Source organism: Mycobacterium sp. (assembly GCF_051006775.1).
Classification (GTDB): domain Bacteria; phylum Actinomycetota; class Actinomycetes; order Mycobacteriales; family Mycobacteriaceae; genus Mycobacterium.
Genome location: NZ_JBPCSX010000240.1, coordinates 21,463 through 38,489, shown reverse-complemented (window position 1 = coordinate 38,489; position 17,027 = coordinate 21,463). Strand labels below are relative to the sequence as shown.

18 protein-coding genes, 1 tRNA gene and 1 pseudogene are annotated in these 17,027 nt (G+C 66.4%); 8 read left to right on the top strand and 12 right to left on the bottom strand.

The window, feature by feature from the left end; all coding sequences use genetic code 11:
• Window positions 1-718: 718 nt before the first annotated feature.
• A pseudogene (locus ACR2JI_RS16840) lies at window positions 719-886 on the top strand (CAP domain-containing protein); the annotation flags it as partial.
• A 198-nt stretch (window positions 887-1,084) separates the two neighbouring features.
• Here the strand turns inward: ACR2JI_RS16840 and ACR2JI_RS16835 are convergent.
• A complete protein-coding gene (locus tag ACR2JI_RS16835) occupies window positions 1,085-1,369 on the bottom strand; it encodes a hypothetical protein (protein WP_526392023.1) in 285 nt (94 codons plus the stop codon).
• Here ACR2JI_RS16835 and ACR2JI_RS16830 point away from each other — a divergent pair.
• Window positions 1,359-1,790, top strand: a complete 432-nt coding sequence (locus ACR2JI_RS16830) for a hypothetical protein (protein ID WP_526392021.1) — start codon at window positions 1,359-1,361, stop codon at window positions 1,788-1,790. The two genes, ACR2JI_RS16835 and ACR2JI_RS16830, sit on opposite strands and share 11 nt — an antisense overlap.
• Window positions 1,791-2,019: 229 nt before the next feature.
• On the opposite strand, the gene ACR2JI_RS16825 is transcribed toward ACR2JI_RS16830, so the two are convergent.
• The 3 genes from ACR2JI_RS16825 to pgm all read right to left on the bottom strand — a co-directional run bounded on the left by ACR2JI_RS16825 (window position 2,020) and on the right by pgm (window position 5,101).
• Window positions 2,020-2,092: transfer RNA gene (locus ACR2JI_RS16825), tRNA-Ala, on the bottom strand.
• Window positions 2,093-2,207: 115 nt separating this feature from the next.
• The gene (locus ACR2JI_RS16820; RefSeq protein ID WP_526392019.1) at window positions 2,208-3,470 is read right to left on the bottom strand and encodes an MFS transporter; all 1,263 of its coding nucleotides are present in this window, start codon (window positions 3,468-3,470) and stop codon (window positions 2,208-2,210) included.
• The gene (pgm, locus tag ACR2JI_RS16815; protein WP_526392017.1) at window positions 3,467-5,101 is read right to left on the bottom strand and encodes a phosphoglucomutase (alpha-D-glucose-1,6-bisphosphate-dependent); all 1,635 of its coding nucleotides are present in this window, start codon (window positions 5,099-5,101) and stop codon (window positions 3,467-3,469) included. Before pgm ends, ACR2JI_RS16820 begins: the two co-directional genes overlap by 4 nt.
• Window positions 5,102-5,139: 38 nt before the next feature.
• Here pgm and crcB (ACR2JI_RS16810) point away from each other — a divergent pair, with 38 nt between their 5' ends.
• Genes crcB (ACR2JI_RS16810) through ACR2JI_RS16800 form a run of 3 tightly spaced genes read left to right on the top strand, consistent with a single transcriptional unit; the run spans window position 5,140 to window position 6,967 of the window.
• A complete protein-coding gene (gene crcB, locus ACR2JI_RS16810) occupies window positions 5,140-5,538 on the top strand; it encodes a fluoride efflux transporter CrcB (RefSeq protein ID WP_526392015.1) in 399 nt (132 codons plus the stop codon).
• On the top strand, window positions 5,535-5,900 hold the full coding sequence (crcB, locus tag ACR2JI_RS16805) for a fluoride efflux transporter CrcB (protein WP_526392013.1): 366 nt from the start codon (window positions 5,535-5,537) through the stop codon (window positions 5,898-5,900). The genes crcB (ACR2JI_RS16810) and crcB (ACR2JI_RS16805) overlap by 4 nt, the downstream gene beginning before the upstream one ends.
• A complete protein-coding gene (locus ACR2JI_RS16800; protein ID WP_526392011.1) occupies window positions 5,897-6,967 on the top strand; it encodes a putative PII-like signaling protein in 1,071 nt (356 codons plus the stop codon). The genes crcB (ACR2JI_RS16805) and ACR2JI_RS16800 overlap by 4 nt, the downstream gene beginning before the upstream one ends.
• Here the strand turns inward: ACR2JI_RS16800 and ACR2JI_RS16795 are convergent.
• The gene (locus tag ACR2JI_RS16795) at window positions 6,961-7,305 is read right to left on the bottom strand and encodes a cupin domain-containing protein (RefSeq protein WP_526392009.1); all 345 of its coding nucleotides are present in this window, start codon (window positions 7,303-7,305) and stop codon (window positions 6,961-6,963) included. The two genes, ACR2JI_RS16800 and ACR2JI_RS16795, sit on opposite strands and share 7 nt — an antisense overlap.
• A 25-nt stretch (window positions 7,306-7,330) precedes the next feature.
• Window positions 7,331-7,765, bottom strand: coding sequence for a hypothetical protein (locus ACR2JI_RS16790; RefSeq protein WP_526392007.1), 435 nt, complete (start codon window positions 7,763-7,765; stop codon window positions 7,331-7,333).
• Between the two features lie 73 nt (window positions 7,766-7,838).
• On the opposite strand from ACR2JI_RS16790, the gene ACR2JI_RS16785 reads away from it, so the two are divergent.
• Window positions 7,839-8,357, top strand: a complete 519-nt coding sequence (locus tag ACR2JI_RS16785; protein ID WP_526392005.1) for a hypothetical protein — start codon at window positions 7,839-7,841, stop codon at window positions 8,355-8,357.
• A 339-nt stretch (window positions 8,358-8,696) separates the two neighbouring features.
• Here the strand turns inward: ACR2JI_RS16785 and ACR2JI_RS16780 are convergent, their stop codons facing one another.
• Window positions 8,697-11,147: a cadherin-like domain-containing protein gene (locus ACR2JI_RS16780; RefSeq protein WP_526392003.1), complete on the bottom strand. Its 2,451-nt coding sequence runs from the start codon at window positions 11,145-11,147 to the stop codon at window positions 8,697-8,699.
• A gap of 393 nt (window positions 11,148-11,540) precedes the next feature.
• Here ACR2JI_RS16780 and ACR2JI_RS16775 point away from each other — a divergent pair, with 393 nt between their 5' ends.
• On the top strand, window positions 11,541-11,624 hold the full coding sequence (locus ACR2JI_RS16775) for a YgaP-like transmembrane domain (RefSeq protein WP_526392025.1): 84 nt from the start codon (window positions 11,541-11,543) through the stop codon (window positions 11,622-11,624).
• Between the two features lie 4 nt (window positions 11,625-11,628).
• On the opposite strand, the gene ACR2JI_RS16770 is transcribed toward ACR2JI_RS16775, so the two are convergent.
• The 5 genes from ACR2JI_RS16770 to ACR2JI_RS16750 form a co-directional block, all read right to left on the bottom strand.
• Entirely contained in the window at window positions 11,629-12,279 is a 651-nt protein-coding gene (locus tag ACR2JI_RS16770; protein ID WP_526392001.1) for a VWA domain-containing protein, read from the bottom strand.
• A gap of 100 nt (window positions 12,280-12,379) precedes the next feature.
• A complete protein-coding gene (locus ACR2JI_RS16765; RefSeq protein ID WP_526391999.1) occupies window positions 12,380-13,273 on the bottom strand; it encodes a CE1 family esterase in 894 nt (297 codons plus the stop codon).
• A 19-nt stretch (window positions 13,274-13,292) separates the two neighbouring features.
• A complete protein-coding gene (locus tag ACR2JI_RS16760) occupies window positions 13,293-14,306 on the bottom strand; it encodes a cation diffusion facilitator family transporter (protein ID WP_526391997.1) in 1,014 nt (337 codons plus the stop codon).
• Window positions 14,303-14,674, bottom strand: coding sequence for an ArsR/SmtB family transcription factor (locus ACR2JI_RS16755; RefSeq protein WP_526391995.1), 372 nt, complete (start codon window positions 14,672-14,674; stop codon window positions 14,303-14,305). Before ACR2JI_RS16755 ends, ACR2JI_RS16760 begins: the two co-directional genes overlap by 4 nt.
• 127 nt (window positions 14,675-14,801) lie before the next feature.
• Window positions 14,802-15,785, bottom strand: coding sequence for a pirin family protein (locus tag ACR2JI_RS16750; RefSeq protein ID WP_526391993.1), 984 nt, complete (start codon window positions 15,783-15,785; stop codon window positions 14,802-14,804).
• Between the two features lie 44 nt (window positions 15,786-15,829).
• Here ACR2JI_RS16750 and ACR2JI_RS16745 point away from each other — a divergent pair, with 44 nt between their 5' ends.
• Window positions 15,830-17,023, top strand: coding sequence for an adenylate/guanylate cyclase domain-containing protein (locus ACR2JI_RS16745; RefSeq protein ID WP_526391991.1), 1,194 nt, complete (start codon window positions 15,830-15,832; stop codon window positions 17,021-17,023).
• The last annotated feature ends 4 nt before the right edge of the window (window positions 17,024-17,027 follow it).

The window sequence follows — 17,027 nt, the reverse complement described above, 5'->3', positions numbered from 1 at the left end:
ATCTGCCGCCGAAGCTCGGCGCATCAGAGGAGTGCGTGCTGCGGCGGTTCGATCAGGATTTCCGGCTGACACTCACCCTCACCGCGTTCAGATCGCCGACCGATGCCAACTGGAGTTTCACGTTGGGTGACAAGATTCCAGGGCCGTGACGCACCGGGCCAACCCGGGGCCGGTGCACTTTGGTGGGGACTTCCTGGAGGCTCGGTGCAAAGCGAGTGCCGTCGATCATCAACGGTGACCCGACCTGTCGGCCGACTGGAGGACCGTGGTCTCCAAGTGCATCAGAACCTGGAAACCCTGCAGTGTTCGAGGAACTGCTCAGCGACGGCTTGGGGCGGTGACACCGGGCCCGGGAACAGCGCAACGTACCTCTCTTCGTTGCGCGAACCAGGGTTGCAACTCACCTCAGGCGTCCTTTATCCAGACCTCCAGGCAATGTCCTTAAAGACGTTGGTAGGAGCGAGTTGCCACCTCAGGGTCGACATTTCCCGGCAACGGGTCAGACCCCAACGACCGCACTGCACAAGCCCTCGGGCCTATGCCGTCGGGCCGACGCAACTCGGTCTGAAATCGCGCAGGCGGGTCGAATTCACACGGTCTGCCCACTCTTGTTTTATTGTCCTGCGTATGGGGACTCATCAGGGGTTCCGTCGCACAGGGAGTCCTCCGGAGATCGATGCTGTCCAGTCGAACGGTCAGCACCGGCGCGGCTCGGATGGCTTCCACTCCCCAGTCCCGGGCCGAGGCCGCCGGATTCCGCGGCAGGGTCTTCGAAACCGTCGCGATCAACCCCGCCCTGGCCATCAATAACCTGGACGTGATCAACCAGTGGTATTACAACCCGGCTTACTTCGCGATCATGTCCGACCGCGCGAACACCGCGATCCGGGGTGGTCGCCTTGTAGGGCCAGCCCGCCTGATCGGATCCCCACTTCCGCCGAAGTAGCGCGGGAAGGGAATGCGCTTCACCGACAGAAATTTGCCCGGTATTCAACTGACTGCAATACCGTCAATCTGTGCCGCAACTAGTGTCGGCTGACCACGACCGGTTGGGAGCTCCTATGCACAAGACGTTGGTAAGCCGTTACTTGACATTGGCGATGATCGGGATCACCGCATTGTCGGCGGTCGCCTGCAGTTCCGCGACCACCAAGTCGCCAAGCGCATCCTCGACCGCATCAACCACGACAGCTGCGGTGGAGCCGTCCCAGGCCCCGGTGAAGATCAATGGCGAAGACGAGGTCAGCGGGTCGATCGCATCGGTGTCGGGCACGACGATCGAGGTGAGCGGGCAGAAGGGATCGGCGACGGTGTCGTTCTCAGATTCGACGAAGGTCATGGAGTTGACACCGGCCACAATGGCGGGCATCACCCCCGGCCTGTGCGTGACCATCCGGCCCGCGAGCGGCTCGGAAGGCGGCACCGTCGTCGCGGATGCGGTTGTGGTCGGAGCGTCAAGTGGCGGCGAGTGCAAGAAGACCGGCGGCGCCGACAACGCCGGACTGCCGGCTAGTCCGCAGGGCGGGTTCCGCGGCAACGTCGATTCCGTCACCGACAAGACGATCGTTCTGACGACACTCGGTACCGACGGCAGCAAGACCAACACCACCGTCGAGATCAACGACCTGACGCTGCTAGCCGATCGTCACAAGGTGACGGCCGACGCGATCGTCGAAGGCAAGTGCATCATCGCCGGCGGGACCAATGACACCGGCGGCGTCCTGCAGGCACAGACGGTCAACCTGCCGTTGGTGGTCAATGGCGGGTGCCCGCAGCCCAAGGGCAGCTGAAGTTTCTCGGCCGGCGCCGCCAGCCAATCTTTGAGAGCGTGGTACACCGCGGCGCTACCGAGAAGATCGAGGGGACCCGTCTCGTTCCAGCAGCTCGGAATCCACTTCACCCTCTGAGATTCCACGTCAGCAATCGTGTACTCACGAATCGCCGCCGCCACCGGGCTGCGCGATGCTGGCGATCCGGCGTGTCACGAAAAAAACTAACTCTGAACTGCAACTTCCTCTGTGGAGCTAAGGGGATTCGAACCCCTGACCCCCACACTGCCAGTGTGGTGCGCTACCAACTGCGCCATAGCCCCAGATGCCCTGTCGAAACTACACCACCGTCTCATCCGCCTCAAAACCGCAGATCCTGAGCACTGCGGCCCGCGCCCGCCTAATGGACCACCGTCCCGACGGCCAACAGCGCAGCAGCTACGACAGCTCCCCGGCCCGGTCTGGTTCTGGAAGCCCGGTCGGCTCGCGGGCCGGGAGGGCGTCGCGGGTCTCCGGGGCGAAAATCCAACCCACCGCGGCGATGAGCAGTATCGCCGCACTGAGCGCGAACGCCCACTGGTACGAGAGTTGCTCGGCCAGCATTCCCACACCGAGCGAGCCGACGATCGAGCCGAAGTCCGACATCATCTGGAACATCGCGATCGCAGTTCCCCCGCGCGCCTTGCCGATGATGTCGGCCACCGCCGCTTGCTGCGGCGATGCGTATACCCCCGAGGCCGCACCGGCGATCACCGCTTCGGCGAAGAACATCGGCAGCGAGGTCGAAAAGCCGAGAGCCAACGTCGACGCCGCGGAGAACACCAGTCCGCCGATCAGCAGCGGCTTGCGCCCGATCCGGTCCGAAAGCCGGCCGCTGTACATCACCATCGACACGTTTCCAATCGCGAAGGCGGCCAGCGCCAGCCCGGCAACGTGTCGGGGCTGACGGTCGAGTACTTCCTCGACGAACAGCGGCACCAAGGCGAAGCGCAGACCGAACATCGACCAGCCGGTTGCGAAGTTCGACAGCAGAGCCGAACGGTAGGCGCGGTGTCGCCACGCGACGCCAACGGTGACGGTTATGGAGTCCTCATCAAGCGGATCGGCCAGCGAGGACTTCCGCAGGCCGAACAGCACAACCGCGGCAGCGACGAGCAGCAGCACGCCATACATCAGGAATGGAGCACGCAGACCGAGTCCTGCCGTCAGGTTGCCCAACACCGGGCCGGCCACCGAGCCCACCAGGAATGCCCCGGCGAATAACCCGGACACGCGGCCGCGCGCATCGTGCGGACTGATCCGGATCATCAGGCCCAGCGCCGAGACGAAGAACATCGTCGACCCGATCCCGCCGAGCCCGCGAAACACCAGCAGCTGCCAGTAGGTGTCCGCGAAGGCGCACGCCACCGTCGTGACCGCGACGATCAGCAGACCGGCCACGTAGATGCGCCGCTCCCCCATGCGCTGGATCAGCAGACCCGCCGGCGGGGCCGCGCACAGCCGCATCACCGCGAACGCTGTGATGACGAAGGTCGCCGCACTGATGCTCACCCCGAAGTGACGGGCCAGGTCCGGCAGGATCGGGGCGACCAGGCCGTAGCCCAAAGCCACGACCGCGTTGGCGCCGATCAGCACCCAGACTTCGCGGGGCAGCCGGGTCTCGGTGCCTACCTGGCCGGCATCCTCGGCAACGGAGCTCACCCGATGACTGTATTCACCAGCTCCCGAGCGGCCTCCTGCACCTCCGCCAGATGCTCCGGACCCAGAAAAGACTCGGCGTAGATCTTGTAGACGTCCTCGGTGCCCGACGGGCGGGCGGCGAACCATCCGTTCGCCGTGGTGACCTTCAGCCCGCCCAGCGGCGCACCGTTACCCGGGGCGGCAGTGAGCTTGGCGGTGATCGGTTCACCGGCCAGTTCGGTGGCGCTGACCTGATCAGCCGAGAGCTTGGCCAGCCGCGCCTTCTGCGCGCGGTCAGCGGGGGCATCGACGCGCGCGTAGATCGGAGCGCCGTACTTCTCGGCCAGCGCCGCATAACGCTGCGACGGAGACTGTCCCGTGACGGCCAGGATCTCCGATGCCAGAAGCGCCAGGATGATGCCGTCCTTATCGGTCGTCCACACTGAGCCGTCACGACGCAGGAACGACGCACCTGCAGACTCCTCACCGCCGAATCCAATTGTGCCGCTGATCAATCCGTCGACGAACCACTTGAATCCGACCGGCACCTCCAGCAGTGTGCGGTCCAGCCCGGCCACCACCCGGTCAATGATCGAGGAGCTCACCACGGTCTTGCCGATCGCGACACCAGCGGGCCAGTCCGGGCGGTGCGTGCACAGATAGTCGATGGCCACCGCCAGATAGTGGTTGGGGTTCAGCAGACCCCCGTCGGGCGTGACGATGCCGTGCCGGTCGGCGTCGGCGTCATTTCCGGTGGCGATCTGATAGGCATCCCGGTTGGCTATCAGCGACGCCATCGCGTTCGGTGAGGAGCAGTCCATCCGGATCTTGCCGTCGGTGTCCAGCGTCATGAACCGCCAGGTGGCGTCGACCAGCGGGTTGACCACCGTCAGGTCGAGGTTGTGCCGTTCGGCGATCGCGCCCCAGTAGTCCACGCTGGCCCCGCCCAGCGGGTCGGCACCGATCCGGATGCCTTGGGCACCGATGGCATGCACGTCGACCACATTGGGCAGATCGGCGACATAGGCGTTCATATAGTCATGCCGCTGCACGCCGGCCAGCGCCCTGGCCAAAGGAACCCGCCTCACCTCCTTCAGGCCACCGCGCAGAATCTCGTTGGCGCGCGTGGCGATCACCGACGTCGCATCGGTGTCGGCCGGGCCGCCGTTGGGCGGGTTGTACTTGAATCCGCCGTCGCGCGGCGGGTTATGCGACGGAGTGACGACTATCCCGTCGGCCAGATGCGAACCGCGACCCCGGTTATAGGTCAGAATGGCGTGACTGACGGCCGGTGTCGGGGTGTACCGGTCCGCTGAATCCACCAGCACCACAACATCATTGGCAGCGAGAACCTCCAGCGCCGACGACCAGGCAGGTTCGGACAAGCCATGGGTGTCGCGGCCCATGAACAGCGGACCGGTGGTGCCCTGGGCGGCACGATATTCGGCGATGGCCTGGGTTGTGGCCAGGATGTGCGCCTCGTTGAACGCCCCGTCCAGACTGGATCCGCGGTGCCCGGAGGTGCCGAACGCCACCTGCTGGGCGATGTTGTCGGGGTCGGGGTCGATCGTGTAATACGCGGTGACCAGGTGGGGCAGGTCGATGAGGTCTTCGGGCTGCGCCGGCTTACCGGCGCGGGGATTGGCCGCCATGGGGCCAATTCTGCCCCGCTGGACGGGATACTTACCGGGTGTTCGGTCATGACAAACGTGAACTTGCGGCGGTATTCGCCGGCGGCGCCCTGGGCACCCTCGCGCGCGCGGCATTGAGCACCGCCACCGTGCCCGATCCGGGCCGCTGGCCCTGGCCGACATTCGTCGTCAACATCGCCGGCGCATTCCTGCTCGGATACTTCACCACCCGACTGCTGGAACGGTTGCCGCTGTCGAGCTATCGCAGGCCACTGCTGGGCACCGGCCTCTGCGGCGGCCTGACGACGTTCTCCACCATGCAGGTGGAAGTCCTGTTGATGGTCCGCGAGCACCACTACGGACTTGCAGTCGCTTATGTGTCAGCCAGCGTTGCCGTCGGCCTACTGGCGGTCCACACCGCCACCTCGCTGGTGCGCCGAGCCAGGATCGGCGCATGACCGCCGCGATCTGGGCCGGGGTGATGCTCATGGGCGGACTCGGTTCGGTGGCGCGATTCGTCCTGGATCGCGCCGTGGCGCGACGGGTCGGCGGGCCGTTTCCGTTCGGCACGTTCACGGTCAACGTCCTCGGGTCACTGCTGCTCGGACTGGTGAGCGGCCTGGTGCTGAGTCATACCGTCGCACTGCTGGTCGGCACCGCCGTCATGGGCGCCTTCACCACCTTCTCCACCTGGATGTTCGAAACCCAACGTTTGGCCGAGGAACTCCAGATCCGAACCGCAGTGGCCAACATCGGGGTCAGCCTCGTCGTGGGTCTTGGAGCCGCCGCGTTCGGCCAGTGGATCGCGGGCCTGCTGTGACCGAGTACCTCAAGCTCACCACCTACTTCGGTGAACGCCGGCGCACCGGCGGCCAATTCCTCGGCGAAGCCATCCTGGATCTGCTGGCCGAGCGACGCGTGGCGCACAGTGTGCTGCTGCGCGGAGTCACCGGATTCGGCGGCCGCCACCGTTTCCGCAGTGATGCATCGCTGACCCTGTCCGAGGATCCGCCGGTAACCATTGCCGCACTCGACAGTGCCGAAGTGATGACCGGCGTGGCCGATGAGGTCATCGCGCTCATGCCACGCGGTCTGATCACCCTGGAGCGATCGCGACTGATCATCAGTGCCGCAACCGATTTCACAGTGTCGCACGACGACGAGATCAGACTCACCATCCCTCTGGACCGCAACCGCCGAATCGACGGCACGCCCGCTTTCGCCGCGGCATGCGAGCTGCTCAGTCACCACGGATTCGCCGGCGCGACGACATTCCTCGGCGTCGACGGCACGGCCGACGGAGTGCGTCGCCGGGCCCGCTTCTTCAGTCGCAACCTCGACATCCCGCTGATGGTCGTCGCCGTGGGCACCGTCGAACAGACCCGTGCGGCACTACCCGAACTACGGGCGCTACTGGGCGGGGCCCTGTTCACCACCGAACGCGCCCGGGTGTGCAAGCGCGACGGCTCGCTGCTGCGCCGGCCCGGAGCCCTGCCGAAAGTCGACGCCGGCGGGCGGCCGCTGTGGCAGAAGCTGACGGTGCAAACCTCCGAGGACACCCGCCGCAACGGGATTCCGATCCACCGGATCCTGGTCCGAAAACTGCTGAAATCGGGTTCTGCCCGTGGTGCGACCGTGCTGCGCGGGGTGTTCGGATTCACCGGCGATCAAAAGCCCCGCGGTGACCGGGTGTTCCAGTGCGGACGTCAGGTACCGGTGAGCACCGTCGTCATCGACTCACCGGAGAACGTCGCACGGATTTTCGACATCATTGACACCGCGACGACTGAGACCGGACTGGTGACGTGCGAGACCGTACCGGCGCTGCTCGCTCTTGACGGCACCGAGCACGGCGGGGTCCTGGAACTCGCCGTGCCGCCCTACTGAGCCTTGTCGCTGTCGGCGAGCACCGTCAGCAGCACCACCGCATCCTCGTCGGCGTGCAGGTTGTGACGCTGCCGCGGGATCACCAGGTAGTCGCCGGTTCCGCCGCTCCACTGCTCGTCGGCGGTGCTAAGCCGTACCCGGCCGCGCAGCACCTGCAGGGTGGCCTGACCGGGGCCGTCATGCTCGCCCAGCTCACGGCCGGCCGCGATGGCGATCATGGTCTGGCGCAGCAGATGGTCGTGGCCGCCGTGGATGGTCCGGGCGGAGCGCCCGGCACTCGAGCCCCGAGCCTTGTCAAGCTGCTCATCGGCCAGGCCGGTCAGCGACAGCGATTCCATCTTCTCTCCTTCATGCGCATCGACATCAGGGGCCCAGCAGCGCAACGCCGGCGACCACCAGGGCCATCACCTTCACGGCTTCGAATGCCACGTAGACGAAATGCGCTCGGGATCGCCCGGATTCGGCCACCGCGGCGTCGGCCAGGACCGCATCCGAACGGCGGGTGAGCGCGGGCCGAACCCCGAGCAACTGCGCGGCGAGCACACCCACGGCAACCGCCAGGGCCGCAACGGCTCCGGCCGTCCCCCGGCCCAGCAGCGCCGCGCCCAATGCCACCGCGGCCAACACCGCCTCACAGGCGTTGAGCGCCCGGAACACCAGCCGTCCGATGCCAAGGCCGAGTTGGACGGTGATTCCCGGGGCGCGAAATTTCAGTGGCGCCTCCAGGAAGGAGATCGCCAGCACCATGCCGAGCCAGGTGAAGACTGCGGCCACCGCGACGGCGAGATACCCGTTCACGACTCAATCATCCTCTCCGCCGGGGTCGGGGTGGTGGCCTACCCCGTCCGGTGGCCGTGCTAGACACGTCGGCATGCGGAATCTGGTGTCCGGATGCGGGGTGGCGACAGCTCTCATCGCGGCAGCCGGAGTCGCGGGGTGCGCCACTCCGACCCGGGTGCCGGAGCCACCGCCGAGCGCGACCAGTTCGAGGGTTCCGACCGCGACGCCCGCCCCGGCCGGCACACCGCAGAGTGCACGTATCGCGAAGTGGATCGACCTGGCACCCGGCGATTGCCTGGCGGCGCCGCCGCCCACCGACCCGGCGGTGGTGACCGTCACCGTCGTCGACTGCGCGGCCCCGCACCTCGCCGAGGCCTACCTTCGGGCCAATATCCCGGTCGACGCGGCCCTCAGCGAGACCGCGAACGCCCAGTGCTCTGCCGGGCTGACGCGCTACACCGGACTGGCGGCGGGCAGTTCGCCCTACGCGGTGACCTACCTGATCGACTCCGATCAGGACCGCACCTCCAACAACCCCTACCCGAGCACGATCATCTGCCTACTGCAGGACGCCACCGGGCAATCGCTCGCCGGTTCGGCCAAGTATTAATGTAAGCCACGGTAGGCCAGTGGAAGGTTGCTAGAAGTCCATCCATCCCCGCTTGAATCCGGCTCAGAGTGCTAAAAGCCCCGTGACCATTACTTTGCCGACACGAAAAAAATTATCTCTTCTGAGTTTGCCGAGCAAAGGATTCGTGGGTACTATCTCAGTTAGATCTTAACTAGCTCGAAGGGGAGTTAAGGTCCGGCTAGCCTCAACGACTCCGGCCCCTCGCTTAAGGGGAGCCAGGGGCCGGAGTCGTTGACCAGCCTTCTCTCGCGGCCTTGTCCGCGACACGGACCATACGAGGGGTGTTCGCGTCGCAGGCCGTGCGGATTCCGATCGAACTCAGCGGTTGCGGCGGCGGCGCAGGACGAAAACGCCGAAGAACAACATCGTGGCCGCGACCGGATTCTGCTTCACCGTGTAACCGAGATCGGTCAGGACGCCCAACTCGACCGCGCTCAGTGTCCGGATACCCAGACCGGTGCCGGACATGGCGTTCATCAGCATGGCGTCGGAGTCGGTGAAGGTGCCGTCGTCGAGGTGCGACACCGAGCTGCCGCCCTCCCACGGATTGGGCGTGTACAGCGGAACCGGTCCACCGTAAGCGGCAACCGCGGTGGGGCCGAGGAAGTACAACCCGCCGTTACCTCCGGTCAGGTTCGTGTTGTAGGCGGTGTTGAACTTATAGCCGGTGCGGTTGATCACATTGGCGCCGGAACTGGTGCCGATGAAGCTGTCGAACTTCGTCCAGTAGGTATCAGTGTTGTTGCCGGCCTCGTAGGTGTAGGACAGGAAACCGTAGGCGTGCAACATCTCGTGCATCATCGTCGACTGGAAGTCGTACTCGCTCGAGCTGACCGTGTCGCCGAACGCGTAGCCGGTCCCGAAGTTGACGTCGATGTTCCCGTCAGCCGCGGCGCCGTTGCTGTCGACACCGGTGAGAATCTTGTTCTGCACCACGGTGTTGTAGAACCCGGCGCGCGAACTCGTCAGGTCGCTGCCCGCCGAGGCCATCGTGTCCGAGTCCGGCGCATTCTCTGCCGTGACGTCGAAGGTCAGCGTAACCGGCTGGGAGACAACGATATAGGCGGCAACCTGATCCGCCGAGTCCTGGAGCGCGGCCTTAGCCTCGGGGGTCCAGTACTCTGCGCCATCGGTGTAATTGAAGACGTAGGTGACTTTGGGCGCGGTGCCGATATTGGCGGCGACGGGCACCGAGACGGTGATCGGTGTCGAGCCGCCATAGCCGTCGGTCACCGTGACAGTGAAGGTGTCGGTGCCCGCCGATGCGCGCGCGACCGGCGAGTAGGTGAACGCACCGGTACTGGCGTTGATGGTGACGGTGCCCTTGGTGGTGGCCGGGGCGCTGTAGGTCAGGGTGTCTTTATCGGCGTCGGTCGCGGTGACCGTACCGGCGACCACACCTGTGGTCGCGCTCGGGTTCCCGACCTTCGTGGTGCCGGAGACCGGTGCAGTGTTCTTCGGGCTGATGGTCACCGTCACCGGCACGGCCACCGTCCCGCCGTAGCCGTCGGTGACAGTGACGGTGAAGGTGTCGGTCTTTGCGGCGGTGCCGGCGGTGAGCTTCGCGGCGGCGTGCCGGGCTGCGGCGGTCGGGGTGTAGGTGAAGGCCCCGGTGCTTGCATTGACCGTGACCGTGCCCTTGGTCGTGGTGGTGCTGCCGCTGTAGGTCAGGGTGTCACGGTCGGCATCAGTCGCGGTGACCGATCCGGTGACCACCCCGGTCGACGCGTTGGGGGTGCCGACGGTCTTCTTCGTCACCGGAATGGCGTTCTTCGGCGAAATCGTCACCGTGACGGCCTTGGTGGTGGTCGCGCCCTTCGAATCGGTGACCGTGACCGTGACTATGTCGGTGGTGACCGACGTGGCCGCGCCGGCCTTCGCAGCGTTATGCCGGGCCGCGACGGTCGGGGTGTAGGTGAACACGCCGGTGGCGGTGATCGACACCTTGCCCTTGGCGGAGGTCACCGCCCGGTAGGTCAGCCCATCTCCATTGGGATCGCTGGCGGTGACTGTCCCGGTGACCGCGCCGGTGCTCGCGTTGGGCGGGCTGAGTTCGACGGTGGAGATCACCGGCGCCGTATTGCTCGAGACCGCCGCGACCGGGTCGGGAGCCTCGTCGGCGGTCACCACCGCGGCGGGCGTCGGCACCGCCTGGCCCTGGCCCTGCTCGCGGCGCGACACGGCCAGAACAACCCACGACAGCGGCGCCTCGATGGGCCCGCCGGGGTTGTTGTCGAACAACGAATCCAGTACCGAATCGACGAGACCTGGAGTGGGCGTCTCCACTGTGTCACCGACGGCGGTCGTCGATGCCGGTTGAGCGACCTCGATACCGGCCGCGCCGACAGCGGATGACGTTGCAACCGCCTGGGCGGCAACCGGACTCGGGCGGTTGCCGACCGCAACGCTCACATCAGGAGCGACACCCGGGTCAAGTGACGCGAGTTGAGGCGGGGCGACGGAAATATCGACGGACGGGCTCAGAGCAGTACCGGACTTCTTCCGGGCGGCTGACGCGGCGGCGGTCACCGACGACGCGCCGGCGGACCTGGGCGCGCGCCCGGCAGGAGCCGACGTTGACGTACGGCCGGCCCGGGAACGGGGTGCTGCGGGGGCATTGCTTACTGCTGCGGTGTCAGAGGCGGCCTCGGATCCGGTGGCATCGGCGGGCTCGGCCCAAGCGGGCGTTGCGGCGCCCAGTGCTGCGGCCCCGATGCCCAGTGCGACAGCCAGGCCGCCAACGCGACCTACAAAGGCTGACGCCTGCATACCCGGACACCTTCCGACACACGGACGGGGCACGACGGCTAACGAACAGCCCCGACCGCCCTTAACTATCTCACGGTTTACGCTCAGGGAAAACACACCTGGGATCCGATTTCGCTGTCAGGTGATTTTTTGCCAGCTCACCGGGTACACCCAGACCGCGATCATGCCAAAAATTGTCACTGGTCAGCAAGTTCCAGGCCAACTCGGGTATCACCATCAACGGCTACTGCGAGGGACGGCAATTAGCCGGACGAACGCAGCGAGATTGCGGTCCGCCGGATGTAGAGCGGACAGGGACCCGGCCACTGGCAACCGGGACCGATGGCCGCTAATATACCCTGCGGGGGTATATTTCCATCGGCATTTGTCTAGCTCTCACTTACCCCCGGCGCCGTGGCGGTGGTGCTCCTGCTGACGAGCTTCGTCGGCGTGTGCCCCGCTTACCTTCCGTTCGGCCTGTCGACCGCCCGGAGGTAGCGGTTCACCCCTTGCGCTTGCGGGTCTTGGTCGGGCGGGCAATGCTGCCGGCCCGCTCGCCCGGTGTGAAGGCCATCGGCATCGCCCTCCGCGCGGAGGCCATGGCCCGGGAGGTCGACTGCATCGCCGGTCCCACCAGATCGGTGTCGTACGTCATCGAATTACCCAGTGGGACACCCATGCGAACGCCGACCTGCTCAGCGTCGATGTTGGCCCCCAGGAAGATGAACTTCCAGTTGTACTGCTCGCGCTGCTGGGTGATGAGCGCGGACACAGCGTCCCAACTCCACTCCACGCTGGCGTTCTCGTAGCCATCGGTCATGATCAGGCAGATCACCGTGCCGGGACGGTGAGCCTCCGGCAGGCCGGCCAGCTGCTCGCCGATCTCGGTGATGAACCGCCCGGTCGCGTCGAGCATCGCAGTCATATTGCGTGGCTCCAGATTCAGCGGGCCCACATCCGCGATGGGTACGTTGGCGTAAACGTTCTCGTAGACGTCATCGAACATCGACAGCGTCACCACGGCATTGCCCGGCTCGGTGCGCTGCTTGGCGATCAGCTCGTCGAAACCGGTCTCGGTGGCGCGCTTGCAGTCCTGCATCGACCCGGAACGGTCCAGCAGAGCGGCGATCAGAGTCAGATCCGCGTTGGTCATTCGGCTTCCTTCCGTCATGAGGAAGCGCGATTACCCGGTGACACCGGGCTGTCTTCCCCCCCTGCGATCCAGTATCCAGACGGGTCCGACAGAAACCGTGTCAGTGCGCGGCGAAGAACTGCGCGGTGGCCTGTGCGCCGTCGACTGCATAACTGGTCGGGCCCACGATCGACTCGGGCAGGGCGAAGCGCCCGGCCGGCCAGGTGTGCCCGGCGCCGTCGAGGCGGACCAGGACGACCGCGGTGTTGCCGGCGCATCCCGACGCACTGAGGAACTGGGCCTGACCGGTGGACGCGTTGGCGATCGGCGGACCGCAGCCGTCGATTGCGCGCCAGCGATCGGCCATCGCCGGGGCCGAGACGATGTCGCTGGCTCCCCCGCGGCCCACCATCGGACCACCGCCGAAGGGCACCACCGGGTCGGCGGTGCCGGCGATCTGCATCACCGACACCGGCCGCGACGGGGCGCAACCCACCCCGGCGCCCAGGGTGCCTGCGACCGGCGCGATCGCGGAGACCAGATCGGCGCGATCGCAGGCCATCCGGGTGGCCATGAACGCACCGGCGGACATGCCGGTGATGAACACCCGGCCCGGCGGCACACCGTAGTCGCGGGAGAGTTTGTCGATCAGCGCGGCCAGGAAGCCGACGTCGTCGACACCTTGACGGTCGGGCACCGAGGCGCCGCGGCCGTCGGCCCAGCTCGCGTCGATACCGTCGGGGTAGGCCACCACGAACCCGTATCCGTCGGCGACGGCGTTGTAACCGGTGAGCCCAGCCTGCTCGGCGCCGTTCTGACCCGCCCCGTGCAGATTGATCACCAGACCGGACGGCGGACCCGGCGGAACGTGAACCAGGTATGTGCGGTCGATGCCGCCGAAATTCAGCACACCCGGTGCGTCGGCGTGGCTCGGCGGTGCCCCGATACCGGCCAGCCCACCGAGTAGCAGCAGTGCGGCGGCCAGGGCCGTCATACGTGCGGTCACGCACGCCATTGTGCCGCAGGCCGCCGCCCTACGTCTTCGCCGGATAGGCGTGGATGAGCGCGGTGGACAGCTTCGGCACCGCATGAGTGAGGCTGTGTTCGGCATTGTGCGCCAATCGATGGGCATCACCGAGGCTGATACTCGGGTCGATGTCCAGTTCGGCGTCGGCGTGCAGGCGGTGGCCGATCCAGCGCATCCGCAACTGCCGCACGCCGATGACGCCCGGCTCGGCGATCAGGGCGGCTTCGGCGGTCTCCACCAGATGAGGATCGACGCCGTCGAGCAGGCGGGAGAACACATCGCGGGCCGCGGTGCGCAACACCATCAGGATCGCCACGGTGATCAGCAGGCCCACGATCGGGTCGGCCAGCGGAAATCCGAGCCACACCCCGAGCGCGCCGAAAACCACTGCCAGCGAGGTGAATCCGTCGGTGCGGGCATGCAGACCGTCGGCCACCAGTGCCGCCGATCCGATCTGACGGCCCACCCGGATGCGGTAGAGCGCGACAAGCTCGTTGCCGATGAAACCGACCACCCCGGCAACAGCGACCCAGCCGAGATTGTCGATGACGACCGGGTGAATGAGCCGGCGCACCGCCTCATAGCCGGCAATAGCCGCCGAGAGCGAAATCATCAGCAGCACAAACAGTCCGGCGAGATCCTCAACCCGGCCCAGACCATAGGTGAAGCGCTTGGTGGCCGCGCGCCGGCCGAGCGCGAAGGCAATCCACAGCGGAATGGCGGTCAGCGCGTCGGAGAAGTTGTGGATGGTGTCGGCGGCCAACGCGACCGACCCCGACAGCATGACGATGACGAGTTGGAAGATCGCGGTGACACCCAGGGCGAGAAGGCTTATCTTGACGGCGCGGATTCCCTGCGCGCTGGATTCCAGCGCATCATCAACACTGTCGGCATGGTCGTGGCTGTGCGGGGCGAAGATTTCCCGGACGGCGCCCAGCAGGCCACCACCGTGCTCGTGGTGATGATCGTCGTGATGACCGTCGTGATGATCGTGGTGATGGTGATCGCGATCGTGGGTCATCGAACGTGCGCCAGTCTGTCGTCGCCGCGGTGATGCCCGGGGATCCCGGGACCCGCGTGCTCGGCGTTGTACACCGCATCGGTGACCAACTGACGGATGTGATCGTTCTCCAGGCTGTAGTGGATGGTGGTGCCCTGCCGCCGGGTTCGCACCAGCCGGGCCATCCGGAGCTTGGCAAGGTGTTGGGACACCGACGGCGCCGGCTTGCCCACCGCATCGGCGAGTTCGGTGACTGACAACTCCCCTTCGACCAGCGCCCACAGCAGTTGGACGCGGGTGGGGTCGGACAGCATGCGGAACACCTCAACGATCAGACCCACCTGGTCCCCGTCCAGCCGCTGCCGACAAACTTCGTTATCTGCGCGCATATGCAGATACTACGACGCGAACCCCGATATGACGTCAGATGGAAGGTTGGCCGTTGGCGCCTGTCGCACCGTTAGCGGCAACCGAACCTGCGCCGGTCGTGGTCGCGATGCCACCGGCGCCGGTGTCTCAGCGCGGGTTCTGACCCCCGCGATACGGCTGCAGCGCGTTCGGCGGGATGGCGCCGAACCGACCGGCCTGGAAATCCTCGAACGCCTGGGCCACTTCCGCCTTGGTGTTCATCACGAAGGGGCCGTATTGGACGACAGGTTCGCGAATGGGTTTACCGCCCAGCAGCAGGACCTCCATGCCGGACGTCCGGGCGTCCTGCACCCGGTCCGCGGTCACAGTGATGCGGTCACCGGGACCGAGCACCGCGAGCTGACCCTGATGGATCGGGTGCCCGACCGGGCCGACGGTGCCGCTCCCCGCGAGGACGTAGACCAGAGCGTTGTATTCGCGGTGCCAGCCGAGGTTGAGCTGCGCACCGGGCTCAATAGTGCTGTGCACCAACGAAATCGGAGTTCGGGTGGAGCCGGGGCCGATACGCCCGTCAATATCCCCGGCGATGATTCGCAGCAACACGCCACCGTCAGCAGAGGACAGCAGGGTCACCTCCGAACCCTCGATGGCCTGATACGCCGGCGCGGTGAGCTTGTCCGCGCGGGGAAGGTTCACCCACAGCTGGACCCCGTGGAACAGCCCGCCACTGTCGACGAGTTCGGCGGGCGGGGTTTCGATGTGCAGGATTCCGGCGCCGGCTGTCATCCACTGGGTGGCGCCGTCGGTGATCAGTCCGCCCCCGCCGTGTGAATCCTGGTGCGCGAAGCGGCCGTCGATCATGTAGGTGACCGTTTCGAAGCCGCGATGCGGATGCCAGTCGGTGCCGCGGGGCTCGCCGGGCTCGTACTGCACCTCCCCCATCTGATCCATGTGAATGAAGGGGTCGAGGTCGGCAGCACTGACGCCGGCGAAGGCACGGACGACCGGGAAGCCCTCACCCTCCACCCCGCGCGGTCCGGTGGTAATCGACCGGACCGGCCGTTCGGTGTCGGTCGCGGAGGGAGGATTGACCTTGGGCAGGGTCAGCGTGTCTGCGGTCACAGCGGGCATGAGACCAGCCTAGGGGTGTGACCGCGCTGCTAGCCTCAAATCGCATGACCACCCAGCCGCCAGCGGACGTGGAACGACTCCTCGGCGATTTGGAGGGTCAGGCCCGCGATGAACGGGCCGAGCTGGTCGGTTGGCTGCTCGCCCGCGGCATCTCTCCGGACGAGATACAGAGCGCCAACTCCCCCATGCTTCTGGCTACCCGGCCGCTCGTCGGCGGCGATGACCGCTACGTCTCCGCACGCCAAACCAGCCAGACCTACGGCATCGACCTGGTTCTGCTGCAACGCATTCAGAATGCGATGGGCATGCCCGGGACAGAAGATCCCGATGACCCGGTGCATCCGAGCGCCGATGCCGAAGCAGCCGCACACGTGCAGCGCTTCATCGACTTGGGTCTGGATCCCGAGCAGATCATCGGCGCCATCCGGGTGCTCTCCGAAGGACTCTCCCGCGCCGCCGAGGTGATGCGGTCCACCGCCTTCGCCGCCGTCCTCGAGCCGGGCGCCACCGAACTGCAGATCGCCCGACGCTTCGAGGCCACAGTCCGGCATATCGCACCGGCGCTGGGTCCGCTGCTTCAGGACATGATGTTCTTCCAGCTGCGCCACATGATGATGGACACCGAGGCGGTCACCGCCGCCGAGCGCGCCGGCGGTGTGCCGCTGCCCGGGGTGCGCACCGTATCGGTGGCCTTCGCCGACCTGGTGGACTTCACCCGCCTGGGTGAATCGGTGCCGCCCGAGGAACTCGAGAACCTGGCCCGCAACCTGTCCGATATCACCTGGGAGATCGCCACCCCGCCGGTGCGGATGGTCAAGACCATCGGCGATGCGGTCATGCTCGTCAGCCCGGAACCCGCCGCGCTCCTAGACACCGTCTTCACGCTGATAGATGCCACCGAGGCGCAGAGCAATTTCCCGCGCCTGAAGGTGGGCATGGCCGTCGGGGAAGCGGTCAGCCGGGCGGGTGACTGGTTCGGCAGCCCGGTCAATCTGGCCAGCCGGATCACTTCCGCCACCCGACCCGGCGCGGTGCTGCTCGCCGCGTCCGCACGCGAGGCCGTCGGCGACGACCCCCGGTTCAGTTGGTCAGACGCCGGCGATCGAAGGTTCAAAGGGATAGACAGCGACGTGCAACTGTTCCGCGCCCGCCGAGCGCAACCGGCGGACGCCCCTGTCGAGGAGCGACACCGCAGAAAGTCGGCCAAGACTCGATCGGCGAAAAGTCAGCGCCCCTAACCAG